This is a genomic window from Acinetobacter sp. CAU_H_60 (genome assembly GCF_058599385.1).
Window position 1 is genome coordinate 842,598 of the sequence record NZ_CM178653.1, and the last position, 26,332, is coordinate 868,929.

At 42.8% G+C, this 26,332-nt stretch carries 22 protein-coding genes and 1 pseudogene; 10 read left to right on the plus strand and 13 right to left on the minus strand.

Annotated elements, in window-relative coordinates:
* The first annotated feature begins 262 nt into the window (after positions 1-262).
* Positions 263-1,882, plus strand: a complete 1,620-nt coding sequence (locus AC4MBN_RS03860; RefSeq protein ID WP_419374349.1) for an inorganic phosphate transporter — start codon at positions 263-265, stop codon at positions 1,880-1,882.
* Between the two features lie 412 nt (positions 1,883-2,294).
* On the opposite strand, the gene AC4MBN_RS03865 is transcribed toward AC4MBN_RS03860, so the two are convergent.
* Positions 2,295-3,836, minus strand: a complete 1,542-nt coding sequence (locus AC4MBN_RS03865) for a hypothetical protein (protein WP_491880702.1) — start codon at positions 3,834-3,836, stop codon at positions 2,295-2,297.
* Between the two features lie 230 nt (positions 3,837-4,066).
* Between AC4MBN_RS03865 and AC4MBN_RS03870 the strand changes: the two are divergent.
* Positions 4,067-4,832, plus strand: a pseudogene (locus AC4MBN_RS03870) (IS5-like element ISAba31 family transposase).
* A 31-nt stretch (positions 4,833-4,863) separates the two neighbouring features.
* Here AC4MBN_RS03870 and AC4MBN_RS03875 read toward each other — a convergent pair.
* Positions 4,864-5,808, minus strand: coding sequence for an ABC transporter substrate-binding protein (locus tag AC4MBN_RS03875; protein WP_491880703.1), 945 nt, complete (start codon positions 5,806-5,808; stop codon positions 4,864-4,866).
* Positions 5,809-5,921: 113 nt separating this feature from the next.
* Positions 5,922-6,539: a rhomboid family intramembrane serine protease gene (locus AC4MBN_RS03880; RefSeq protein ID WP_419363224.1), complete on the minus strand. Its 618-nt coding sequence runs from the start codon at positions 6,537-6,539 to the stop codon at positions 5,922-5,924.
* A gap of 158 nt (positions 6,540-6,697) precedes the next feature.
* On the opposite strand from AC4MBN_RS03880, the gene nfuA reads away from it, so the two are divergent.
* Complete coding sequence (gene nfuA, locus AC4MBN_RS03885) at positions 6,698-7,336, plus strand: Fe-S biogenesis protein NfuA (protein ID WP_004783039.1); 639 nt, start codon at positions 6,698-6,700, stop codon at positions 7,334-7,336.
* 176 nt (positions 7,337-7,512) lie between these two features.
* Positions 7,513-9,579 carry a TonB-dependent receptor domain-containing protein gene (locus tag AC4MBN_RS03890; protein WP_491880704.1) on the plus strand — a complete coding sequence of 689 codons (2,067 nt, stop codon included), beginning with the start codon at positions 7,513-7,515 and terminating at the stop codon, positions 9,577-9,579.
* Positions 9,580-9,613: 34 nt separating this feature from the next.
* On the opposite strand, the gene AC4MBN_RS03895 is transcribed toward AC4MBN_RS03890, so the two are convergent.
* Entirely contained in the window at positions 9,614-10,621 is a 1,008-nt protein-coding gene (locus AC4MBN_RS03895) for a hypothetical protein (protein ID WP_419363229.1), read from the minus strand.
* Positions 10,622-10,635: 14 nt separating this feature from the next.
* Positions 10,636-11,673: an alpha/beta fold hydrolase gene (locus AC4MBN_RS03900; protein ID WP_419374356.1), complete on the minus strand. Its 1,038-nt coding sequence runs from the start codon at positions 11,671-11,673 to the stop codon at positions 10,636-10,638.
* Between the two features lie 309 nt (positions 11,674-11,982).
* Here AC4MBN_RS03900 and AC4MBN_RS03905 point away from each other — a divergent pair, with 309 nt between their 5' ends.
* Complete coding sequence (locus tag AC4MBN_RS03905) at positions 11,983-12,597, plus strand: carbonic anhydrase (protein WP_004783034.1); 615 nt, start codon at positions 11,983-11,985, stop codon at positions 12,595-12,597.
* A gap of 34 nt (positions 12,598-12,631) precedes the next feature.
* Here the strand turns inward: AC4MBN_RS03905 and AC4MBN_RS03910 are convergent, their stop codons facing one another.
* Complete coding sequence (locus AC4MBN_RS03910) at positions 12,632-13,261, minus strand: arylesterase (RefSeq protein ID WP_491880705.1); 630 nt, start codon at positions 13,259-13,261, stop codon at positions 12,632-12,634.
* An 11-nt stretch (positions 13,262-13,272) separates the two neighbouring features.
* Between AC4MBN_RS03910 and AC4MBN_RS03915 the strand changes: the two genes are divergently transcribed.
* Positions 13,273-13,998: an ABC transporter ATP-binding protein gene (locus AC4MBN_RS03915; RefSeq protein WP_419374358.1), complete on the plus strand. Its 726-nt coding sequence runs from the start codon at positions 13,273-13,275 to the stop codon at positions 13,996-13,998.
* Between the two features lies 1 nt (position 13,999).
* Positions 14,000-16,495, plus strand: a complete 2,496-nt coding sequence (locus AC4MBN_RS03920) for an ABC transporter permease (protein WP_491880706.1) — start codon at positions 14,000-14,002, stop codon at positions 16,493-16,495.
* A 3-nt stretch (positions 16,496-16,498) separates the two neighbouring features.
* Here AC4MBN_RS03920 and AC4MBN_RS03925 read toward each other — a convergent pair whose 3' ends face one another.
* Entirely contained in the window at positions 16,499-17,329 is an 831-nt protein-coding gene (locus tag AC4MBN_RS03925) for a rhomboid family intramembrane serine protease (protein ID WP_491880707.1), read from the minus strand.
* Between the two features lie 76 nt (positions 17,330-17,405).
* Between AC4MBN_RS03925 and mtgA the strand changes: the two genes are divergently transcribed.
* Positions 17,406-18,080 carry a monofunctional biosynthetic peptidoglycan transglycosylase gene (gene mtgA, locus AC4MBN_RS03930; RefSeq protein ID WP_419363241.1) on the plus strand — a complete coding sequence of 225 codons (675 nt, stop codon included), beginning with the start codon at positions 17,406-17,408 and terminating at the stop codon, positions 18,078-18,080.
* Between the two features lie 111 nt (positions 18,081-18,191).
* Entirely contained in the window at positions 18,192-20,273 is a 2,082-nt protein-coding gene (gene ppk1, locus AC4MBN_RS03935; RefSeq protein ID WP_419374360.1) for a polyphosphate kinase 1, read from the plus strand.
* 48 nt (positions 20,274-20,321) lie between these two features.
* Here the strand turns inward: ppk1 and AC4MBN_RS03940 are convergent, their stop codons facing one another.
* The 5 genes from AC4MBN_RS03940 to rubA form a co-directional block, all read right to left on the minus strand.
* Positions 20,322-20,918, minus strand: a complete 597-nt coding sequence (locus AC4MBN_RS03940; RefSeq protein ID WP_491880708.1) for a helix-turn-helix transcriptional regulator — start codon at positions 20,916-20,918, stop codon at positions 20,322-20,324.
* A gap of 232 nt (positions 20,919-21,150) precedes the next feature.
* A complete protein-coding gene (gene oxyR, locus AC4MBN_RS03945; protein ID WP_491880709.1) occupies positions 21,151-22,059 on the minus strand; it encodes a LysR family transcriptional regulator OxyR in 909 nt (302 codons plus the stop codon).
* Positions 22,060-22,072: 13 nt separating this feature from the next.
* Entirely contained in the window at positions 22,073-23,011 is a 939-nt protein-coding gene (gene estB / locus AC4MBN_RS03950; protein ID WP_034704187.1) for an esterase EstB, read from the minus strand.
* 57 nt (positions 23,012-23,068) lie between these two features.
* On the minus strand, positions 23,069-24,247 hold the full coding sequence (gene rubB / locus AC4MBN_RS03955) for a rubredoxin reductase RubB (RefSeq protein ID WP_491880710.1): 1,179 nt from the start codon (positions 24,245-24,247) through the stop codon (positions 23,069-23,071).
* Between the two features lie 88 nt (positions 24,248-24,335).
* Positions 24,336-24,500, minus strand: coding sequence for a rubredoxin RubA (gene rubA, locus AC4MBN_RS03960; RefSeq protein ID WP_004783011.1), 165 nt, complete (start codon positions 24,498-24,500; stop codon positions 24,336-24,338).
* A 478-nt stretch (positions 24,501-24,978) separates the two neighbouring features.
* Here rubA and AC4MBN_RS03965 point away from each other — a divergent pair, with 478 nt between their 5' ends.
* Complete coding sequence (locus tag AC4MBN_RS03965; RefSeq protein WP_004783009.1) at positions 24,979-25,521, plus strand: adenine phosphoribosyltransferase; 543 nt, start codon at positions 24,979-24,981, stop codon at positions 25,519-25,521.
* A 38-nt stretch (positions 25,522-25,559) separates the two neighbouring features.
* Here AC4MBN_RS03965 and AC4MBN_RS03970 read toward each other — a convergent pair whose 3' ends face one another.
* Positions 25,560-26,054, minus strand: coding sequence for a YqiA/YcfP family alpha/beta fold hydrolase (locus AC4MBN_RS03970; protein WP_034704192.1), 495 nt, complete (start codon positions 26,052-26,054; stop codon positions 25,560-25,562).
* Between the last annotated feature and the right edge of the window lie 278 nt (positions 26,055-26,332).

Genomic DNA, 26,332 nt, shown 5'->3' on the forward strand with positions numbered 1-26,332 from the left:
TGACAGGCTCGGAAATATGACAGCCGGGTAGGAATGACCAGATATATTGCAAAACATGAATAAAGCCGGGCGATTCAAGTGTTTTTCTTTTAATAAATAATTGATTATATTTGTATATTTTTAAAATTTAGAGCATGTGGTTACAGGATAAACGGCAACGAGAAAGTCTAAAAAACTGGTTTATATGACAGCACTTTGTCATATAATTGTCACAATTTAACTGAACAATATGGGGATTCTTGAATCCTCTATTCCTGCTTGCATGAATTCTAATCAAACTCCCTTAGGTTCAGCACAACAGTCGCCTTCTGATAAGCCGGCCAATGTTCATGTGCCAACACCGAAATTTTTTATGCCGGTGTTTCTGACTCTAATTATCTCCACGCTGATCTATATCGGCTTCCAATTGACTTCAGATTTAGCTCATGTCCCACCGATCGGTCTGTATTCAATGATTCTTTTAGGCACGGCGTTATTCATTGCGCTGGGCTTTGAATTCGTCAACGGTTTCCACGACACGGCCAATGCGGTTGCGACCGTGATTTATACCAATGCATTGTCTGCACCGGTTGCAGTCATGTGGGCAGGTTTTTGTAATTTCCTCGGGGTAATGGTGGCCAGTGGTGCTGTTGCATACGGAATCATTGCATTATTGCCTGTCGAGCTGATTATGAATGTCGGCACAGGTGCCGGTTTCGCTATGGTCTTTGCCATGCTGATCGCTGCGATTCTCTGGAATCTGGGTACCTGGTTCCTTGGTATTCCCGCTTCAAGTTCACATACCCTGATCGGTTCGATTCTGGGGGTAGGTATCATGAACTACCTGCTGAATTCTGGTGGTGGTGCTTCTGGTGTGGATATGGAACAGGTGCTGAAAGTTGGTAAAGCATTGCTGTTTTCACCTCTGATCGGTTTTGCTTTTGCTGGGGTACTATTTCTGCTGGTGAAAAAGATCTTCAGAAAGCAGCTTGAACTGTTTAAGCCACCTGAAGGCAATAAGCCACCACCACCGCTGATTCGTGCCATTCTGATCTTTACCTGTACTGGTGTAAGCTTCGCGCATGGTTCAAACGATGGTCAAAAAGGTATGGGCCTGATCATGCTGATCCTGATCGGCTGTGTACCTTTAGCATATTCATTAAACAAAAATCTGGATGCAGCGCATATCCAGTCTTTTGGCCAGTTGTCTGCGCAAACGGCTGATGCGATTTATCCGCAGCATGAAGATATTCCGGACGAAAAAGCACGTGCCATCATTACCACATACATTCAAACCAAAGAATTGAATGCTGAGGTTGTTCCTGCACTGGCAAGTCTGACCGATCATTTGGGTGATAAAGTTGGTAGCTACAGCAACATCAAGGATGTTCCAGAAGCACAAGTTTCAGAATTCCGTAATGACATGTACCTGAGCACCACAGCGTTTAAACGTCTGGATAAAGCACAAGCTTTACCGGCAATGAGCGAGGTTCAGGAACAAACCGTTGATGAGTATCGCGACAATCTGGATTCATTCCTGCAATACATTCCGACCTGGGTAAAAGTGGCAACAGCTTTGGCACTTGGTCTGGGAACGATGGTCGGCTGGAAACGAATTGTCGTGACTGTGGGTGAGCGGATCGGTAAAGAACATATGACTTATGGTCAGGGCATGTCTGCTGAATTGGTAGCGATGTCGACCATTGCCGCTGCGGATGGTTTCGGTATGCCAGTCTCTACGACTCACGTTCTAAACTCTGCAGTTGCAGGTACCATGGTGGCGAACAAGTCTGGCCTAAACTTTAAGATGGTGAAATCGATCCTATCGGCTTGGGTGTTTACACTACCTGCAACGATCTGTTTATCTGGTGGTTTGTACTGGATTCTTCTGAAAGTTTTCTAAGAAGATTCGATGTAAAAAACGCTGCTGATGCAGCGTTTTTTTATGGGTGCTAGAAAAGTTTTAGCCTTAAGAAATAGTGATTTGCTTTCTGGAAATAGGAGACTTTTTGTTATCTAATGACTTTCAAAATTATAAGGGATGCTCTCTCTATGGGATGAGTAGCATTGCTGCGCAAGGGGGGGAGGGTAATCAGAAGGCTAAAAGTATTTTCAATAGAAGGATTAATAGCTAATTTCAACTAAATGTAAAAAATGAGTATTTCTTAGTCTTACTTTTGAAAGATGAGAAGTGCACTTCGCAAGGTAACAAAAATCTTTTGTTAGGCTGATGATATGTCCCTATATCACAGCCTAACGGCGACATCCATGTCGCCTGACTAATAAAATTGATTTCATCTTTATTTCAGAAAAAATCACTTCTTCAACTTACCTAATAATCCTTTCGGTAGTTTATCTGTTGCAAAACCATACAACGCAGCAAACGGCAATGCTGTACGTGCCAGATAAGCCACACGCCATAAACCGCCATGATTCGCACCAGACATCATTAACTCAAGTGGATGATTGAGTTTTACATCAGGATTGGCGACTGACTCAGGATTACGCAAGTCATGAATCCAGAGTGCAGCCATAATCGCATTGGTGGTTTCAGGAGCGAATGCTTCTACATCAAACAGGCTGGCACCGTTAAATGCAGCTTTTAATAACGGATTCTTGGTCACTGAATAAGTTGTTGTTGAAGGGGCGATATTGATGCTCACTTGCTGCCCGTTAGCACGTGCCAGCGTCGCACGCCATTGCTGGATCCGTTTAGCCAGTGCATAGTTTGGACCTTGCTCAACGACCAGACAGTCGCAAACACCATAGGACTTGTCGCCAACCTTAAACAGATCCTGCTCATTCTTCTGGAAAAAATGCTTGCGTGAAATCAGTGAAATCCCTTTAGTTAAAGTGCTTTCTAGCTTAGATAATTGCTGATATTTGCTTTGTGAAGCCTGCACCACTTCTTCAGGTACTGCGTAGACATCCGTTGGCGTACACATATACATCAGGCTAGTATTAGCTTTCTGCTCGCTGACATATTTCATGATGGCATCCATCGCCATGGAAACACGTACGTGCTTTTCACCGTCCAGATAAGCAATTGCCGCGAGATCCAGATTCTGTTTGAACTGAATCAGCCATTGGGCAATTTCAGGAATCTGGGTGAGCAGGTTAGCCCCCAGTTTTTCTTTTAAAATATCTAGTGAAGTATCAGTTGGCAGCGCTTCAACTGATGGTGCATATAAAGTGGCGTTGCCTTGACTCACTGTATCTAGAATCTTGCCCCAGACACGAGTATTTGGCAGATCGATCGCTACGATATTGGCTTTCCATTTGGATAGCCAAGTCAGTGGACCTGCTTCAGAAGCGGCTCCAAATAGAACAGTGGTACGATCGGATAGGTCAAACCATTCCGGATGGGCAATACATTCACGCAGTGCATTGGCATGACTAGGTTCGACGATACCACGCTCTTCCCAAGACTGGATTTGATCCAGTAATGTTTGTCCTTGCAGTTTTTTGCCATGATAAGGCACATACCATTCTGGGGCTTTTTCAGACTGGCCTTTCAGCTGGAAGGTATTCAGGTTCTGCGCAGGCAAGGACATCACATCTTTTAGTAGATGCTTCTGGCCATCACGATCAAATTCAAAGCTGGCATGTGCAGTTTCCAGACCTTGCTTGGCAATACTCAGTGCTGCACCTGCGGAGCGTAATCCATCTACAACCAGATGTTTAAAGTGTACTGGATATTGCTTACGCCAGTTCTTTTCCTGCTGTGCTGCGGTAGCATGTACAGGATCAACTGCGCCTAAGGCTTCAGAAATAATGTTACGGCCGATTTTCGATGTGCTTGGTTTTTGTTGTGAAGCAGAAATGGGAAATTGAAGACCGTCTAGGGAAGTGGACATGCAAAATATCTCGCAACTTACAGCAATTAATATACAGATGTATACATTATCGCTGCTAAGTTGCTTCCTGGGTTGGCATTAAATTCCAGTCTTGGGTCTTAATTTATTACGAGATGTTTCAAATAAAAAGGAAGCTTGAAGCTTCCTTTTTAGGGTGTGTTGACACTTTTAGCTTAAAAAAATAGCGAAGTAGTAAAATCAAATCACCAAACCCAATTTTACTATTCGCTATGCCTCGTACCATGCTGACAGATCAACACTGGCAAAAGTTGAAAGTTATTCTGCGTAATTTATCCATTCACCACAACTCAAATTTACGCAATTTTATTGAAGCTATTCTCTATAGAATTAGAACAGGCTGTCCGTGGCGAGATATTCCTTCTTGTTTTGGTCATTCCAATTCTATTTTCAAACGTTTTAATCGTTGGTCAAGCAGCGGTAAGTTACTTAGATTATTCAAATTACTAGCCTCATGCCCCGATATGGAGTGGATTTTTATTGATGGCTCTCATGTACGTGCTCATCAACATTCTGCCGGCATAGCGAATCAATCTATTTCTAAAAGTGTAGGAGGAAACTCCTCAAAAATACATTTGATTGTTGATGCACATGGCAATCCTATTGATTTCATGATTACCGATGGAACCACACATGATGTTAAAGTTGCGCCTGATTTAATATCAACATTAGATTTAAAAGAGACAAAAGTGGTATGTGCAGATAAAGGCTATGATTCAGAACCACTGCGTGAACAGATCAGGAAAACAGGGACTAAAGCGAATATACCAAAGAAAACGAATAGCCAATCGAACAATGACCATATGGACTGGTATTTATATAAAATCAGGCATTTAGTTGAAAATATGTTTTGTAGATTAAAGCAATTTAGAGGAATAGCTACTCGATATGACAAGCTCAAAAGAAATTATCAAAGTTCTGTTGCCTTAGTCTGTATATTTTTATGGCTACCGTTATAGGGTTAATTATGAACAGTAAGTGTCAACAGACCCTAGCAATAGGTTAAAAATTAATTCGCTGTGCCTTTAATGAGTTCTTCCAGCATGAAAGCGGTATTGTCCAAACCCGCACCAGTGATGTACCAGGCATCGGCATTCACATAGATGACTTTTTTCTCAGCCAAGGCTTTGGCATTTTTCAGGGTAGGGTGTTTTTGAATATTATCCTGAGCGGTGTATTTCTGGGTATTCACCGCACCACGATCCAGGACAATGATGTAATCCGGATTCTTCTCAACGGCTGCTGTAATACGCTGAACATTTTTCTCAGCTGCTTTCAATGCTTCTGGAGAGCCGACTTCTGGACGGGGTGCATCAGACTGTTCAGATGGATCCAATACCGGTTTAAAACCTGCTAATTCATAAACAAAGCCAAAACGGTCATTTTCTGCATGTGGCATAAAATTTTCACCGACTGCAAACAGCATCAGTGCAGTTTTGCCTTCAGTCTGCTTTTTCAGTTGTTGCTGCAGCGTTGCGATTTTACCGAGCTTTTCAGTAGCAATTTTCTCTTTACCAAATGCACGAGCCAAGACATGGGCACGTTCCGTCAGATTGGCAATATATTGGCTAGTATCTGGAGAAAGATCTAAAGTCGGAGCAATACCTTTAACAGCCTCTGCTTTGGAAGCCGAACGGCCACCGACAATAATCAGATCAGGTTTTGCAGTTTTTAGTACATTGAGATCCGGTTCGAACAGTGAACCAGCTTTGGTGAATTTGTCCTGCTGGTATTTGCTTAAGTTGCCTGCAAAGTTTGCTGCAGGCACCAGTTGAGCTTCAAGCCCTAGTGCATTCAAGGTATCCAGTGCAGATAGGTCATATACTGCGATCTTTTTCGGGGCTTTTTTGAGTTGAATATTTTGGTCTTTATAGTCGAAAGTGACCTGTGCAGAAACTGTAAAAGAAGTTGTCAGTCCTAATATTGTGGCAAGTACTAAAGTCTTAAATTTCATATTTATTCCTCTAAATTCGCGACAAGATTAGCATAATTTATAGAAATGAAAATTATTTTCATATGTGAATTGTTAAAAAAGGGATATTTGCTATCCCTTAATCATTCAAAACTTTAGAAGGGAATTTGAGTTAGTTTATTTAGGAAATGCGGAATAAGTCGTGGTTCCAGAATAATCGTCATCACCACACCATAAGCCGCACCCCATAGATGGGCACTGTGATTGATATTGCTGTTGCCGCGCTTGCCCGACCAGATACTATAAGCCACATATAAAACAGCAAAAATAATCGCAGGGACTGGAATAAAGAACACGAAAATCAGCTTCCATGGTTCAAACAGAATATAAGCGAACAGAACCGCGGATACTGCACCGGAAGCACCTAAGCTTGCCCAACGCGCATCATTTTTATGTTTCAGATAACTTGGCAGAATCGCTGCAACCAGACCACCGAGATAAAACAGAATAAAGCCCAGATCATATAAATACTGGCGATAAAAACTTTCAATAATGCTGCCGAAAAAGAACAGCGTGATCATATTGAACAGTAAATGCGTGCCATCTGCATGGATAAAACCATGGGTAATGAAACGGTCATATTGACCACGTTGCATGGCAGGCGGCCAGAAAATCAGACGATTCATGACCTGTTCTTTTGAAAAAGCAATAAAAGAAACAATACAGGTGATCAGAATAATAGTGACGGTATGATTAAAAGGTAAATCAAGCATATAAGTAATTCTGGTTCTATCTATTTGACAATGATCATGCCATTAAAACAAATCTAAAGTGCGACTTTTATAATAAATCCGACAATTTTGGTTGAATTTTTATAATTACCCCGCATCTTCAGTTAAAATAGCAGCTTCAGCTTGAGGAAATTATTGTTATGTCGACTGAGAACAGCAACACTCCGGTTGCAGAAGAAATTCCAAATCTTTTGATTACACCGACAGCACAAGAGTATTTAAAGGATCTATTGGACAAACAGAATACACCAGGTATTGGCGTACGTGTGTTTGTAGAAAATCCGGGTACACCGCGCGCTGAATGTTGCATGGCTTATAGTGCACCTGATGAGGTTGTACCTACAGACTATAAGCAGGAATATCCAGATTTTCCGGCCTATATTGACTCTCCGTCAATTCCATACTTGCTAGATGCAGTTATTGACTACAATAAAGACCGTTTTGGTGGTCAGCTGACTTTCCGTGCACCAAACTCTAAAGTGCCACGTGTCGGTCCTGATGCCTCTGTAGAAGAACGTATTACCTATGTGCTTCAGTCAGAAATTAACCCGGGTCTTGCAGGTCATGGTGGTAACTGTGCACTGGTCGAAGTGGTTGAAGATCCTGAGCATGGCTTAACTGCGGTTCTTAAATTTGGTGGTGGTTGCCAGGGTTGTTCAGCAATTGATGTGACTTTAAAACAAGGCGTTGAAACGACCTTGAAACAGCACATTCCTGAGTTGGCACGTGTCGTTGACCAGACTGACCATACCCAAGCTGAAGGTGCTTATTTCAAATAAGTCTCTAATAAAATTTAGCTTGTAAGAAATACCTCGAATGATCGGGGTATTTTTTTATTCAAATTTAATAATGATAATAATTATCAATACTAATTGTATTTATAGTTACATTTGATACAATGCGTGACAATTTCAACATGATTTCTTCATCAAAATGACTTTGGGGCGTATAAAGCATGACTAAGCCATTCATAAAATCGACTATAGCTTTTGCTGTATTTACAGCGATGACGGGTAATACATTTGCAGTAGAAGAAACAGCTGTTCCGCAAGCTGAAGCAACAAAACTGCAAACGATTGTGGTGACTGCAACAGGCTATGAGCAGGATCTTGCTAAAGCGCCAGCATCCATTACAGTAATTGATCGTGAAGAATTAGATAAACGCGAATATAACGATATTACGGATGTATTACGTAATGCCCCAGGGGTAGTTGTTTCAGGTGCAGGTTCTGCACAAACCATTAGTATCCGTGGGATGAGCTCAAACTACACCTTGTTTCTGGTTGATGGTAAACGTCAATATGGCAAGGATGTAAACCCGAATGGTGATGATGGTGGTTTTGAAAAAAATATTCTGCCACCGATTGCTGCCATTGAGCGTATTGAAATTATCCGTGGCCCTGCTTCAACCCTTTACGGTTCAGATGCAATGGGTGGGGTAGTCAATATCATTACCAAAAAAGTATCGGATGAATGGTCTGGGAATGTTGAATTAGGAACCATCATTCAGGACAGTAACCGTTCAGGTGACATCAAAAATGGTTCTGCCTATCTGACAGGTCCTCTAATTGCAGATAAGCTTGGCTTGCAACTGGCAGTTAATAAACAAGAACGTACAGAAGATAATTATGTGGGTGGTTTCCGTGGAACAGAACGTGAAAGCTTAAATTCACGTCTGACCTATGCAATTAATGATGATCATGATGTACAGCTTGAAGCCAATTTTGTTCAGCAGGAATCGACGACATCGGTAGGAAAAACGGTAGAGCCAGCTCAAGGGGCAGAAGACTCTTTCTCGCGTAATTACCGTAATGTTTATTCAGTGACACATAATGGCCGTTATAGCGATAATTTGGACAGCTCATCCTATATTCAGTATGAAAATTCAAAGAACCCGGATCGTGGCAATACTGAGCTGGGGACTAAAGGAATCACGCTGGATACCTGGACGGCGAACAGTCAGTGGAACTGGTTATTAGGCGATCATACCTTGTCCTTCGGAGGATATTTCAAGGATGAAAAACTGGTCGATAAAGCAACGAACCGTAATCCAAATGCGCCTGAATTTAGTGAGCTCACACGCTGGTCTGCTGCAGCCTTCCTCGAAGATACCTGGAGTATGACGGATCGTTTCGACTTAACGGCTGGTCTACGTTACGACCATGATGAAAACTATAGCGGCCATTTATCACCACGACTTTATGGCGTCTATTCTGTAAATGATAATTTCGTTGTAAAAGGTGGTGTCGCAACCGGTTATAAACAGCCTGATATTCGCGCAGCTACTGAAGGCTTCTATAGCGTGACGGGTGGTGGCGGTTCGCCATTACCGACAGGTCGTGGCATTATCCGTGCCAATCCGGACTTGGAACCTGAATCAAGCGTATCGACTGAATTAGGTTTTAACTGGAAAAATGATTATATCAATACGTCGCTTACGGGCTTTATCACTAAATATGAAGACCGGATTACGGAAGTTCGTGCCTGTGAAACCGATACTGACGGTACAACCACAAACCGTAATAACTGGCAGAGCTGGAGCTGTTTCGAAGGGGATATTCCGTTCTACTTTATCAGTGAGCGGATTAACGTCGATAAAGCGGAAATTCGCGGTGTAGAAGCAACTGTAGAAGCTGATCTAAATGATTACACGACTTTAACTGTCAATTATACCTATACCGATTCAGAATTTAAATCAGGTGATTTTAAAGGTCAGCCACTGAACCAAATGCCAGAACATATGTTTAATATTGGCGTGGATTATGATTTAAATGATGCACTGAATGTATGGAGCCGTTTGCATTATCGTTCTGAGACCTCAGCTTACCTGAGCCGTACTTCGATGGCTGAACCAAATCCAGGTTATCAGTTTGTAGATGTGGGTTTTAACTATAAATTTAGTCCGAATTTAACAGGTAAATTTGGCGTATATAACGTTCTTGATGAAAAAGCTGAAGATATTGATGGCGATCAGCTCCTAGATGGCCGTCGTTACGGTATCAGCTTGAATGCTAAATTCTAAAAATATAAAAAAAGCCGCTTTCAAGCGGCTTTTTTTAGTCTTCAATCTTTAAAATTTTTAAGGTATTTTCAGTATAATAGAATTTTTCCAGATAGGCACGGGCACGTTCACGTAAATAGCCCTGATGAATCATCTGCTGAATAATCGGTGTCAGCAATTCATTCAGTTCGGTCTGGATCAGCGATTCATCAATATTCAGATCTCGTAATAATTGATCAAAAGTATGTTCCTGATTGCGTACATACCAGGTATAAATCCCGTCATGCAGTTGCTGCTGCATATATTCCGTCTGGCGCATATGATCCCAGATCTCGTGCCCTAAACTCACCGTCTGGTTCAGATCCTGGGTTTCAATATAGTTCTTGAGTACGGAAAGTGGCATGTCTTTAATCTTATGCCAAAGATTGGCCTGAAAATGATACAGCTTTTCATCATCGAAGTGCTGATTTAGCACATGCTCACTCATCTGGCTAAGTTTTAAAATATTTTTTTGCAAATAACGGGCGACCGTGTTGTCCAGACTGGTATCAGTGACATTTTCCAGAACAGATTTTCCCATTTTCATAAAACGGGAAACGCCCGGCACACTCTTGGCTATTACAGAATTGTCCAGATAATCCTGAATTGAATGCTGGATCAGTTGCGTAATCATCGCTGAAAAAGCAGGATTATTCACCACCGCTTTGATCAGGCGCTGACGATGACCACTTTTGCTGGCCACATATTGTGCAATTTTATCTATGGTCAGTACCGGAATGACATCGGCGATTTTGGTTGTATCATTGGCTGGATGAACCAATGCGAACCGGATATGTTCGGCAATCTGCTCAATCAGAAAAGAACTGGCAGCAGTATCCAGAATCTGCTTTTGTAGCAGCTGATTGATCAGTTCACAGCTCCACAGATCTTTAAGCGTCTGCTTGCGCAACCAGAGATAAAACTCATGAAACTCGCTTTGAATGGTTTCAGATTGAGAAAATACCTGATCAAGAAAATCAAGTTGAGCATCAATCAACTGCTCAATCATCGGGTGTTTCTGCATAACTTCTCTGAAACTTAATTGAAAGGAATGAGTTTATCAGCTAGTGGATTTTTTAGGGTCTGTGTCTTGGCCAGGAAAGGCAAATAATGTTGGGCGACCTGTTTTTCTGCTTCCAGAATCGGCATATGACCGACATTATTTAAAATTACCGGAGTTTCGGCACGTTTCAGCAGTGAATAGAGCTCTTTCACCACTTCGACATTAATAATTCGATCCTGTTTTCCCCATAGAATCAAGGTAGGTGCTTCCACTGTACGAGTCAGACGGGCAAATGTATCAGGCGTATACAGCCGGTTAAGCATCACCACCTGATCAATCGATTTGCTGGTTTGCTCAGAACGGGCAATCAGCAATTTTTCTTGTGCATGTCTTAACTGGTAAGGCAACGCTGGTGGATTCTGCATCAGCTGTTTGGAGACATCTTCCAGATCGCCCGGTTTACTGACAATCAGGTCTTTGAGTGCATGCGGGTCTTTGGTATAAGGCGTATTGCCCATTTTATAGATGCCAGCACTATTCACCAAAAACAGGCTTTGGGTATCGAAAGGGTATTGGGATGCATAAACTGTCGCAATTGAACCGCCTAGAGAATGGCCAGCGACATGCAGATTTTTTTCAATCTTCAGAGTTTCGACAAAGGTACGTAATTGCGAAGTGACATTGGGTACAGACAAGTCAAAATCTGCTGGAATCCGGGTATCGCCATTGCTCGGCAAATCTGGAATGATGACATGATAATACGGGGTCAAAAACTGGGCGACGCGGTTCCAGTTGTCGCGTGTGCCTGCCAGACCATGAATCAGGATAATCGAGGGTTTGTTTTTTGCCCCGCCTTCACTATAACTCCAGGTCACCTCACCAACTTTTAAGGTTTTAGATTGTAGACCCGCCTGAATGCGTTGCTGGCTCAGATAAAGCTGTAAAACTTCGGCAGACTTGGCTTTCGGCGGCGTAAACAGATATTGGCTATGGCTCAGGCTAGATAGGCTAAGACCCAGAGCGACTAAAGTGGAATAGATAATTTTTGAGCGCAATTTTATTATTTTCTTCATTAGCACTGTCCCCTGAAAAAACTGAGCAAAAACGCTCAAAATACTTCCGTGTTATCGATTTGCAATTTATAGATGAATCAAATCGTAATCTTTCACTTATTTTAAAGCATTCCTTAATATTGTACATCTGTTAATTATTAGCTGGAGCAGAAAAACTGCCCAAAAAACGTGATGAACTTCACAGAAAAAATTCCCAGAACAAGAAATCATCAAAGCGCTAAAAATTTTACAGCTAATTTTTTTTGCAAGTGACATTCAAAAAATCTAGCAGTAAGATATTCCCACTAAAAACATCGATGGTAAAAAAGAATGCTCACAGCTCAGGAAGCTATAGATCGTCTTAAAAAGGGTAACCAGCGCTTTGTCAATGGTGAAACGCAGCATTTAAAATTATTATCGCATCAGCAACGTGCTGAGATGGCAGAAAGTCAGGAACCATTTGCTATTGTTTTAGGATGTTCAGATTCACGTGTACCCGCAGAAATGGTTTTTGACCAGGGTCTGGGTGATCTGTTTGTCATTCGGGTAGCAGGTAATATTGTTGCACCGTCTCAAGTCGGCAGTGTCGAATTCGCAGCAGAAAGCTTTGGCTGTCCGATTGTAATTGTCTTGGGTCATACACATTGTGGCGCTATTCATTCAACAATTGAAGCATTAACCAATCCAGCAACGCCGCCATCTGCAAATCTGATGTCCATTGTGAACCGTGTACGTCCATCAGTTGAAATTCTAATGCAGACTGAACTGAAAGATGACCTGAATAAACTGTCTAAACATGCAGTGCGCTCAAATGTATTTGCATCAGTAAACCAGTTACGTCATGGTTCTGCAGTTCTGGAAAGCCTGATTGCTAAAGGTAAGCTACAGGTGATTGGTGCAGAATATTCACTTGAAACCGGTGAAGTAACTTTCTTCGATTTCTAAGTAAATTTCAAGATTTGATTTAGTTAAAGGCGCCTTAGAGGGCGCCTTTAATATAAGAATAAGCATTATTTAATAAAATGGACTGGGCTTTGGCATTAGGGTGGATCTGATCCTGTTGCATCAGACTTTTATTGCCAGCGACACCTTGCATAAAGAAGGGTAGTAGTTTGACCTTATACTGTTGACTGACCACCTTATAGTTATTTTCAAAAGCCTTACTATATGCCTGGCCATAATTTGGCGGTATTTTCATTCCAAAAACAACCACATTCGCTTTGGCTTTCTGGCTTTGTTGTACCAGAGCAGCTAAATTTTTTTGAATCATTTGGGGTGGCTGTCCACGCAGGCCATCATTCCCACCAAGCTCAATCACCACAATATCTGGACGGTGCGTCTGTAGCAGTTTCGGCAGCCTTGCCAAGGCACCACTGGTGGTTTCACCGCTCACACTTGCATTGACCACTTTATGCTGTTTCGGATAGTGTTGGTCCAAACGCTTTTGTAATAAATGTACCCAACCTTGCTGTGGTTGCATGCCATAACCAGCACTTATACTGTCACCCACAATCATAATGGTCTTTGCCGACAGACTAAAAGGAATCAGGCACAGTCCAAAGAATACCAGGCAAGGCAATACACGATTTTTCTGATTTAGATCTTTCATATAGGACACGTATGATTCAAAGCAGCAACGATTCGACCATCATGCCACAAGCGATTATTTCTGCCCAGAAATTGACACAAAAGATACAACTTTCACAAAAACAACTGACTATTTTTGAAGATCTTTCGCTGGAAATTTTGACTGGAGAACAGGTCGCCATTACCGGACGTTCCGGTTCAGGAAAGTCGACTTTACTGGGCATTTTGGCCACTTTGGATCAGGCCAGTTCCGGGCAGTTAACCGTTTGTGGGGAGTTGGTATCGAGCTTGAATGAAGAACAGCGTGCTTTAGTCCGGCTAAAAAATATTGGCTTTGTATTTCAGTCTTTCCAGCTTTTGCCTCATCTTACTGCGCTTGAAAATGTCATGCTGCCTTTACGTTTACAGCCAGATTTTAAGTATAGCCATGCCGAACAAAAGGCGCTGGCATTGCTACAAAAAGTCGGATTAGACCGTCAGGCTCAGCAAACACCGAAAGTGCTGTCGGGTGGGGAGCAGCAACGTGTCGCCATTGCCCGTGCACTGGTCAGTGAACCTAAAATCATTTTTGCTGATGAACCGACAGGTAATCTGGATGGGGAAACTGCCCAAGAAATCGAACAGCTGCTCTTTCAGTTAAATCGCGAATTAGGCACCACACTGGTTCTGGTTACCCATGATCCTGATCTGGCCCGACAATGCCAGCGTCATTTTGAACTGGTCAATGGTCAGCTGATTGAACATGCGAGTGGAGGCTGATATGCAGCATCTGTTTCGTCCTTTACTCAGACAAAGTTTTAATACGACAGGGATTTATCTGCTAATCATCGCGCTGACCTTAGCCATTAGTGCCACAACGGCGCTCAAGTTCAGTAATGAACAGATTCAGAACGCCGTTGCTTTACAGGCAGCCGAAATGCTGGCTGGAGATCTGGTGCTATCTGATAATGAACCGTTGGCACAGGAATGGCGTGATCAGGCCAGGCAGCTCGATTTACAGCAATCTGAAGTCACATTTTTCAGTACGATGGCTTATACCAATGATCAGTTTGTCATGGTGAATGTTAAGGCCATTGATCAATCCTTTCCTTTACGAGGAGAGCTACGGGTTGAACCTGCAGCAGACAAAATCCAAGCGGGGGAAATCTGGCTGAGTTCACGGGCCATGGATCTACTCAAGGTCAAACTGGGTGATGAGCTCAATATCGCCGATGCCAAATTTAAGGTTACTGCAAAAATCGAGCAGGATTCGAATCAGGAGCTCGGTTTTTCTGGCTTTTCACCGACTGTGATTATTGCTCAGTCAGAAGTGGCGCGCACCAATGCGATTCAGGTCGGTAGCCGGATCGATTACCGTTTATTAATGGCGGGTAATCCAGCCGATACCCGGCAATATGAAGCTTGGTTCAAGCAGAAGATAAAATCTGAAAATGGGACTTCAGATGAAGCAGATGCTGAGGTTGAGGGACAAGAACTGGAACAGCAGGGCAGTCTACGCTTGCGTAATGCCAGCGAAGGCAATACCCGTTTAATGAAACCAATTGCCAATCTGGATACTTTTCTGCAACTGGCCAATATTCTCACCATTTTGTTATGCGGGATTGCCATTGCTTTAACCGCACAACGCTATGTACAGCAGAACCAAGATCATATTGCCCTGATGCGCTGTATTGGCGCGACCAAAAATCAGATTCTAGCCGCTTATCTGGCTTTGCTAGGTTTAGTGCTTTTAATCGCCATGCTGATTGGTAGCGTAATAGGTGTAGCATTGGGTTATGGCTTGCTGCAACTCATGCTACAGCTGATTCCAAACTTGCAGCTTGAGTTTTCTGCTACGGCGATGCTGCTGGGACCATTGCCAATTGCCATGCTGACCAGTGCTGTGGTGTTATTGGGCTTTGTCATGCCAAGTCTGTTTCAGCTCTTGAATACCCCTCCGATTCGGGTCATTCGTCAGCAGGAAAAATCCGTCCATTCGATGTTGTGGATGTTACTGACCGGAACCTTAAGTCTGATTCTTTTCAGTGTGATTTTAACGGAAAATATTGTGCTGACAGCTTGGGTGATCGGGGCCATTATCCTGCTCTGTGCCGTACTGTATTTCACGGTCTGGAGTATCTTAAAACTGCTGCGTAATCTGAAATTCAGCCTGTCTGCGTATGTGCGGACACCGTATCAGACCGCTTTACAAATTACTGCTTTAGCCCTTGGACTCAGCTTGATTAGTGTGCTGGCTGTGCTACGTACCGACCTGCTTGATCGCTGGCAGCAACAGTTGCCGGAAGGGACACCCAACCAGTTTGTCTATGGTCTGCCGCCTTTTAACATGCCTGACTTAAAAGCTCAGTTAGAACAGAATGGCTGGAAAAGTACACCCTTGTATCCCAATATTCGCGGGCGTCTGGTGGCGAAAAATGATCATCCTTTTGCTGCTGAACTGGTCAAGCAGAGTAATACCTTAAGACGTGAACTGAATCTGACTCAATCGGATCGCTATCCTCAGGATAATGTCATTGTTCAGGGGGAGGCAGGATTGAAACAGCCGGGTGAAGTTTCGGTCGAAGCCAATACTGCACAAGAGCTGGGCATCAAACTGGGGGATAAGCTCAGTTTTAGCTTGCCTGAAGGCATACTCGAAGCCAAAGTGGTGAATCTCAGAACGGTAGAGTGGGAGAGTTTTAGTCCAAACTTCTTCTTTATCTTTGCACCGAATACTATGGATGCTAATGCTGGCAGTTATCTGGGCAGTTTCTATGTACCGGAAACAGACAAAGATAAACTGGTGAATCTGGTTCAGCGTTTTTCCAATACCGTATTCATTGATGTCAGCCTGATTCTGGAAGAAATCAAACGAATTGTGAATGTACTGGTGCAGATCATTACCATTCTGGCTGTGCTGGTCAGCGTATCCGGTTTTCTGGTACTGATGGCTTGCTTAAACTTGCTTATGGATGAACGTAAACGTGAAGTGGCTTTGCTTCGGTCTTTTGGCAGTTCCAAACAGAAGCTGAAAACCATGATGAGTCTGGAAATCGGTTTTATCGGACTATTCGCAGGTATTGTTTCATGTCTGTTTGCAGAAGTGATCAGCGCCATTGCCAGCTATAAGATGGATCTGATCATTCAGCCCCATTGGGAAATCTGGATTATCCTGCCTGTGTTTATGACTGTGTTATGTACCTTGATTGGGCGCTATCGTCTGAGTTATCTTTCCGAGATTCCACCCTTGCAAAGCCTGCGTGAGATGAATCAATAAGATTCATTTCGCAGGTTGATCCGCTAACTGCTGTTTTAGCATCTGTAAAATCTCTTGCCAGAGTGGGCGGATCGGTTCAAGTAGAGCCAGGTTATGTTGATACAGCACGACACAGGCAGCGACGCCGAGCAGTAAAGCAACTAGGCTGACCAAAAGGCCACGCTGCATTTTCTGACCGAGATACCAGAGCGCTGTTAGTCCGGCCCCCATGATCATGCCACCAATATGTGCGGCATTATTAATTCCGCTAATCATAAAGCCCATCGCCAGGTTAAGACCCATGATCATTACCAGTGTCTTTTTATCCAGAATAAAAGGCTGACGAGGCAATATTGGCAGTAAAGACAGAACAGTCAGTGAGGCACCGAGACCCATGACTGCACCTGAAGCACCCGCACTAACACCCGGTAATAAGCCAGGATTGGCTACACCGCCTTCGATTAAGGCATAGCTGTCCTGGATACTCATATATCCACTGAGCAGGCTACCCATCAGTCCTGCACAAATATAAAGACCTGTAAAATAGACCCGGCCAAAAATTTGTTCAGCGACACTACCAAAAATATACAGTGCCCACATATTCAACATCAGGTGAATTAAGCCAAAATGAAAAAACATGCTACTAAACAGGCGTATGGGTTCCGCTAAATACGTTAAAGGTGCATAATCTGCTCCCCAGCGAATTGCATCTGGAGAACTTGGCTGTGTGATGTCCATTCCATTCAGCACTTGCCAGCCAAACAGGCCGACATTGATACAGATCAGGAGTGCGGTCATCCACCACAGCTGCATTTCAAGTTTGCGATGTGTTGTTGGGGGAGAATATTCAGGCATGCTATTTTTTGCTGTGATTGTATATTTCGAATAAGCTTAACACGAAAAATTGAATTTTCAGGAGTAACGCACTGACATGAAAGCCTTTCTGACCCGCGCCCTTCTCGTGATTGTCAGTGTGATTCTACTTGTTCAACTGTGGATTTTTGCAAGTTTAGCCTGGTGGCGAACCAATCCGGTGAATACCACCATGATGATGCGAATTGACTACTGGACTGAACCCTCCAAGCCCATTCAACATCAGTGGCGTCCTTATGATGAAATCAGTACCAATCTGAAACGGGCAGTTGTTACGGCAGAAGATGGAAAATTCATGCACCATCATGGCTTTGACTGGGATGGTATTCAGACTGCACTCAGCCGTAACAAGAATGAAGGTCGTGTCGTGGCAGGGGGGTCAACCATTTCCCAGCAGCTGGCTAAAAACCTGTTCCTCGTTAACAAGCGTTCATTCCTGCGTAAAGGTCAGGAAGCTGTCGCGACCTGGATGATGGAGCGCATGTGGTCTAAAGAGCGTATTCTGGAAGTGTATCTTAACTCGATTGAGTTTGGAGACAATATCTATGGAGCAGAAGCAGCAGCCAAACATTATTTCGGTAAGACCGCAGAGAGCCTGACCCGTGATCAGGCCATCTTCCTGGCAGCGATTCTCACCAATCCAAAATATTTTGAAGATCATCGTAATGCATCCGCACTAAAAGCACGTAAACGTATGATTCAACGTTATATGCGCTATGCTGAAATCCCTTAAATAAAAATATCAAGATAAAGCCCAAATATTTGGGCTTTTTTTATGAAAATGTCATTAATTTGAAGCATACTAAAAGCAATAAGCAAGACTTGAAAATAGCGTAGGTTTGATATGAATACGGCAGCCAGTTCGACTTCGGCACCAACCGAATATACTTATAATGATCGTTACATTAATCGTGAACTGTCTATTCTGGATTTCCATTTGCGTGTGCTGGAACAGGCGGTCGATCCATTGCATCCTTTGCTGGAACGCATGAATTTTCTACTGATCTTTTCACGTAATCTGGATGAGTTTTTTGAAATTCGTGTGGCTGGCGTCATGGAACAACTGGATTTGGGCAATGAAAGCCGCAGTCCGGATGGTTTGACGCCAAAACAAGTATTAGAACAGATTGCCGAAACTGCGCATGCCGCCATTGAACGTCAGTACCGTATTTTAAATGAAGAGATTTTGCCGAAACTGCGTGAGGAAGATATTTGTTTTCTGCGTCGTGGAGAGCTAACACCGGCACAATCGGCTTGGGTGAAAAAATATTTTCAGGAACAGGTTGCTCCAGTGCTTACGCCTATTAGCCTTGATCCGGCCCATCCATTCCCACGTCTGGTGAATAAATCCCTGAATTTTATTGTGACGCTCGAAGGGAAAGATGCCTTTGGCCGTCAGATCGATCTTGCGGTTGTTCCTGCGCCACGTTCATTGCCACGTGTTGTGCGTTTACCGGATGAACTGACTGATGGTAAAGAACATCATGTGATGTTATCCGCCATCATTCATGAACATGTGTCTGACCTGTTCCCGGGCATGACCGCGACTGGCTGCTATCAGTTCCGTGTTACCCGGAATGCCGATCTGGCCTTAAATGAAGATGTTGAAGACCTGGCCAAAGCCTTAAAAGGCGAGCTAAGTTCGCGCCGTTTTGGTCGTGCAGTCCGTCTGGAAGTGACTGAAAATTGTCCGCAGCATATTTATGAATATCTGCTGGAAGAATTTGATCTGGATGAAGAACAGCTCTATAAAGTGGCAGGACCGGTTAATCTGGCGCGGTTACTGTCCAACTTCAAACGTCCACATTTACGTTATGATTCACATACGCCAATTCTGCCTAAAGTACTGAAGAAATCTGAAAATGTTTTCAGTGCCATGCAGAAGCAGGATATTTTGCTACATCATCCATTTGAATCTTTTGCACCCGTGATTACGCTGTTACGTGAAGCAGCACGTGACCCTCAGGTACTGGCAATCAAGCAGACATTGTATCGTAGTGGTCCAGATTCCGAGATCGTGCAGGTGCTGGCAGAAGCGGCCCGTAACGGTAAGGAAGTGACTGCAGTCATCGAGCTGCGTGCTCGTTTTGATGAAGAATCCAATATTGCAGTTGCTAATGTACTGCAAGAGGCGGGGGCTGTCGTGGTCTATGGCATTGTCGGCTATAAAACCCATGCCAAAATGATTCTGGTGGTACGCCGAGAAAATAACAAGCTGGTGCGTTATGTACATCTTGGAACCGGGAATTATCATGCCGGCAATGCGCGAATTTATACCGACTATGGTCTCTTAACCACGGACAAGGATCTGTGTGAAGATGTGCATCGTATCTTTCAGGAATTGACCGGAATGGGGAAAATGGCCAAGCTGAAAAAGCTGCTCCATGCACCATTTACCTTACATGCCCAGCTCATCAACTATATTGATAATGAAATAGCCAATGCCAAAGCGGACAAGAAAGCCCAGATCATCGTGAAGGTCAATGCTTTAACTGAGCTGCAACTGATCAATAAACTGTATGAAGCTTCTCAAGCAGGTGTACAGATTGATCTGATTATCCGCTCGATTTGCTGTCTGCGTCCAGGCTTACCGGGACTTTCAGAGAATATCCGGGTACGTTCAATCGTCGGCCGTTTCCTTGAACATACACGCGTGTTTTATTTTAGCAATAATGGTAATTCTCGGATTTATTGCTCAAGCGCGGACTGGATGGACCGCAACCTGTTTAATCGTGTAGAAGCTTGTTTCCCGATTGAAGACGAAGCATTAAAGAAACGCATTTACCAGCAAGGTTTATTAAATTACCTGAAAGACAATCAGCAGGCCTGGTTGTTACAAGGAGATGGAACCTGGGTGCGTGCCCAAGTTGCAGAAGGTGAACAACCGCATAATGCACAGCGTACCTTGCTGGAAACCTTTAAATAACTCTATGCAAACTAAAAAGGCTGATAATTCAGCCTTTTTTATATTTTGTTAATTTTGAGAATGGATAAATGGCTTCACGAGCTTTTGATAGATTCTGCGAATAGCAGCATAAATCTGGTAATCGTGCAGACTTAATCTATTTTGAATTTCGGCCAAAGTCAGGTCTTGACTAAAATACTTTAAAATCTGTACTTCAGTCTGATTTAAAAGATGTATCTTTGTTTCCTGCCTCACTAAATAACGGGCTAATTCAGGATGTAAATCGGCACCACCACGTAGGATAATTTTCAAGCCTGCTACTATTTTTGAAACAGGATGCGAAGCAATCAGATATCGATCCACGCCAGATGACAAGAATAAATCGATCATTTCAGGTGAATCGTCAGCTAAAACTGCAATCAGATGAGGAATCTGGATTCGTGCTTGAATTACATTAAGATTCTTAAGTTGTGCTTTCTCATGAATCTCATATAACACGAGATTGGGAAGATACTGTTCAATATGGAATCGAGCAGACAGATGATCGGTATAGGACAGCATATCTGGTTGATAACCGAGCTGTAGCAATGCAAGATCAGGATTGGAAGAGAGCGGTGGTGGATAAGGTTGCACCAATAACACGGGTGCGGGCAAAAATGAGGCCAAAGAAATCTTATCCTGAGAGTAATTAATATACAGATGTATTTTGGCTTAAACTATTCTCAATGCCAATCCCCAGAAATATGGATTTAATTTTTATATATTATAAATAGTTAAAGTTTAAAAAACTGGTTTTTGGATCATTTTAATTGACTGAATTTATAAAAATTTACTTTATCAGAAGACGCAGGCAAGAAAAAAGGAGCAATCTAAGTGCTCCTTCTTTATTAGGGCTTAATTAAGATGCATCGTGAGCAGTAATTTTTTGCAAAATTTGTAATAACACATCGAATTCGCTTTGTAGCGGTGTGCTCTTACGAGTGACCAGCGCCAGAGTACGGCTTGGTGCAGCATTGATTGGATTAATACGTAGATCCGGATTGGCTTTAATCATATTGGTATGCAGTGCAATTTCTGGCAACAGGGTAAAACCAAGATCAGCAGACACCATTTCGATCAACGTTGGTAATGAACTTGCTTTCAGGCGATGATCATTTTTGCGCTCACCAATCGGACAGGCACTCAATGCATGATCACGCAAGCAATGACCTTCTTCCAGAAGCATCAGGCGAGACAGATCCAGATCTTCCAGAGATTTGGCTTGAGCCGCATTCTGGTCAGATTTGTGATGTACCAGATACAGATTCTCTTTAGCAATTTCAGCAACTTTCAGGCTACGGGTATCGAAAGGCAGTGCTAGCACTACCATATCCAGATTACCATGCTCCAGTTTCTCTACAATTTTCTCACTTTGAGCTTCATGTAAATGTAGCTGAATTTTCGGTAGCTGCTGATGCACTTCATCCAGAAATTGCAACAGGATGAAAGGGGCAATGGTTGGAATAACGCCAAGATGCAGATCACCGGTTAATGGTTCACTCATTTCACGACTTAAACGCATTAAGTCCTGAGCATCAGCCAGTAGAACACGGGCACGTGCAACCACTTGTTCACCAAGCGGCGTTAAACGTACATTCTGGCGATCGCGTTCAACAAGAACGCCACCGAGTAAACGCTCCAGCTCCATAATACCGCCAGACAAAGTTGACTGGGTAACAAATGAGCGGCGAGCAGCTTCTGTAAAATGCAGCGTCTCAGACAGTGTTACGAGGTATGACAGCTGTCTTAGGGATGGTAATGCAGCCATAGTGTCCTAATGTTTATGATTTAAAATGATCAGCAAATAATTCGCTAAGATATGGAATAAAATGCGGAGGGATATCATGCCCCATTCCATCAATTAATTCAAATTTAGCCCCTGAAATTGCTTTTGCAACAGCCTTACCATGACTAGGAGGCAGCAATCTGTCACGAGCACCATGAACCACCAGGGTCTCTTGTTGGATTTGCTTGTCCAGTTGCAGCAATGAACCCGTACATAATATTGCTAAAAACTGTTGAAGTACACCCGCTGGATGGTAACTTCGCTTATATAACTTACGGGCGGTCTGAATCGCTTCCAGATGATTCACATAACCCGGCGAGCCAATAATATTAAACAGCTTCAAGCTATGATCGACAATGCCATCTTCATCTGTGGAAGCGGGTTTGTCAATTAAACTAAAGAGTTGCTTTGGAAAAGGCGGAGGTAACAGTGGCTGGTTATTACTGGTAAACAGTAAACCCATTTTTTTAACTTTGTCAGGATAACGTGCGGCCAGAATCTGGGCAATCATGCCGCCCATAGAGGCACCGAGCACATAGACCTGACCTAATCCCATTTTTTCAATCAGAAGATGTACATCATCTGCCATATCGTACAGCGTATAAGGCGCGCCCTGATTGCCTAAACCCAGTACAAAACGGCTCATCATTTTTAAGGTGTTTAAGCGAGGCCCTTTATGGTGAATCTTGGAAGATAAACCAATATCCCGGTTATCAAAACGCACCAGATGATAGCCCTGATCAATGAGTGATTTACAGAAGAAGTCCGGCCAGTACAGCATCTGTGCCCCAAGCCCCATAATCAGCAGAATAGTCGGGTGTTCAGGATTTCCGCCGACTTCTACGTGCAATTCGATGCCATTGCCAAGATCGACCTTGGTTTCACGCATGAAAGCGGTATACGGAGAATGATTGAACTGCAGGGCACTATGCATGATGTATTTCCTGATTAAAGGACATTTCGCTTAAAAAATGTCCTTTGTATTAAACATCTAAACTGTAGCTGGAATCAAGTCAGGAACCTGCTTGGTCAATGCCAGACGTTGTTTGGCAGCAGTGGCCCCGAGTAAGACAAAACCACGTAAAGTACCGCTAGCATCAAAGGCTTTGGCCAGCATACCGTCATCAAACTCTTCATTTTCCCAAGTTACTTCGACATTAACCGGAGCGGGAAGGACAGTCAATGGCGCAGCTGGGGTTTTGACCGCTACAGGCATCGCTGGATAGTGGACTGCAGTATGTTCGCCATTTAATGTTTTAGACAGAGCGCGAGCCTGCTGCATGATTGGCATGACATATGGCAAAAGCATGCCATTTACTTCCGCACAGTCGCCTACTGCATAAATGTCTGGTTGATTGGTTTCTAGTTTTGTATTGGTCAGAATCCCACGACTGGTATGGATATCGGCTTCTTTTGCGACAGAAATATTTGGTTGTAAGCCCACAGCAGACAGCACCACATCAGCCACTACCGACTGGCCATTGGCAAGTGTGACCAGATAAACACCATTTTCAACTTTAGAGACTTTTTCGACTGTTGTCCTCAGTACAAAATGAATGCCTGTCTCTTCAAGATTTTGCTGGAAAGCATCTGCGACATGAGCTGGTAATAAGCGACCCAACGGTTGAGGTGCCAGATCAATCACGGTGACCTGATGATTGGTATGCTGCAAGTCATTGGCAAATTCACAGCCGATCAGGCCTGCGCCTAGAATCACCACACGTTTATCTTCACGGGCTGCCAGATTATGACGGAAAGCTTTATAGTCAGTCAGGTTATTGACCATATGAATGTCATCGCTCGCATCACCAGCAATGGCAAGACGGACCGGATTGGCACCCACAGCCAACACCAATTTAGAATAATCCTGTGTGCTTTCCTCACCATCTTTTTCTAAAGTGAGCTGATGCTGTTCAGGATGAATCGTTTTGACCCAGGTATTTTTTTCGATGCGCATTTTCAGCTGCGCTGACATTTTTTCTGCATCACCCAAAGGGATGTGTTCTGGTGCTTTGTTTCCTGCTAAAGCATTAGAAAGCGTAGGTTTTGCATAATTAGTCGCATCATCAGCACAAATCATAACAAGTTCATGGTCTGGGTTGAGTTTGCGAAACTCACGAGCAACAGCATAACCCGCCATGCCCGAACCAATGATGACGATAGGATGCATACGATTCTCCATGCTTTTTTAAATTAGTTTTTTTCAGGTATAAAGGACATAAAAAAGACCATTCAATATGGTCTTTAAAAGAACATGATTAGATTTCAATCATTTCAAAATCGACTTTAGAAACACCACAATCCGGACAAGTCCAGTCATCAGGAATATCTTCCCATTTGGTTCCAGGAACGATTCCGTCCTGAGGCCAACCTTCTGCCTCGTCATAAATCCATCCACAAACGATGCATTGATATTTTTTCATATAACTCTCCAAAACTGACCAACTGTAGCTGTCAGCTTAAAATCCACAAATGGCAAGACCCTAAAGAATATGACTTTTAATAGTAAACATATTTGGCTAAATTTTTACGCAGTTCTATTCATAAAGTAAAGCGAATAAAAGTTTAATCAGTGAAATTAACAGCAGAAAGGTCAGTCTCTAGATATTTCATTACTAGAAATATATTTAAGGTTAGGCAAAGAGTTGTATTTTTAGTTTTATAAAATACGCTTCTGGCTTAGATTTTAAGTTGTAGACCAAAGTCGGGCAGAAAAAATGATTAAAATCAGTTAACTTAGACTTAGCAAAGTCTTTATTAAATATTTTTTAAAATAAATTTATATATTTAAATCAATTGGTTATTATTATTTTCTGCTTTAATATTGCACAGTCGCTGTTGTTACACATTGTTAATTTAGTTTAAAATTCACCTATTCCTTTCCTTGTTTAAAGATCTCCCATGAGCAATTTGTCTACTTCTCTGTGGTCTCACATTCGTACTGTCCAGAATTTTCCAAAACCAGGCATTTGTTTCTTCGATTTGACTCCATTATTCATGAATAATCTGGGGCCATTAACTGATGCTTTGATTGCCAGCATTCCTGAAGAAAAGCTTGCTGAAGTAGACAGCTTTGTGGCAGTGGAAGCACGTGGTTTTGTGCTGGCAAGCCTGTTGGCGCAGCGTACTGGCAAAGGCTTATTACTGGTTCGTAAAGCAGGTAAATTGCCGCCTCCAGTCGTAGGGGTAGGTTATAGCCTTGAATATGGTCTGGACCGTCTGGAAATGTCTGCAGAAGTTCAGGGACAAAAAGTGATTATTGTGGATGATGTACTGGCAACTGGTGGTACATTGAAAGCAGTTCATGAATTGGCTGAAAAATGTCAGCATCAGGTTCTAGGTGCGAGTATCTTCCTTGACTTGCCAGATTTACACGGTGAATTAGGTTTAGATATCTGGTCAGTACTTGATGATAAATCTCAGCCTGAAGCTGCAGTTGCTTAAGTCTGGATGATCAAAAAGCCCCAACTATTGGGGCTTTTTTATTGCCGGATAAAATGATATTCAATTTCCTGAATCAGGTCGTTAATCTGTTCGGGGTGTTCCAGACGATGATGTCCACCTTCAATGGCATGAATTTGCATATAGTCTTCAAGCTGAGCTTGTGCCGCATGCATATCCAGAATTTCATCACCTAATTCCAGGTAGGCCATTTGCGGAATATCATGCTGCAAATCACTGTCACAAATCGCAGGATAATCATCGCGGAAATTCGGTTGCAAGCTAGGATTTGCGATCACACAAGGGATCTGATGAGCTTGTGACATTTTTAGCGCCCAATAACCGCCCAGACTGTGTCCGACCAGAATATCCGGTTTAATGGTTTCAACCATTTCGTGGTAGAAATCGGCTACCGACTGGTAGCTCAGATTACGATAATCCACATCTATACAATATTTATGCATTGCATCAATTGCATGAAATTTCGTGGACTGTTTTGACGAATCCAAGCCATGAAAAAACAATATTTTAGACATATTTTTACTCATTTTTATCGGACATGGCAAAGTCGTGGTCAGGGTGTTAAGACACCACCTTCTAATATGGTCATTATTGTAAAACGTCTATTTCGAGGAGGCAGTTAGCTATTGGTCTAAGCTGATACTGGATATAAAGGCATAATTTGTGCAGAAGGTTGGGATCTTGGACTTTCATCTAATAAAAGTTTGGCAATATTTTTAAAAAACCAATCATAAAATTCGAAACTGAAAATAATGCAAAGCATTTGCCTTTAAGAATTTCATATATCCAGAAA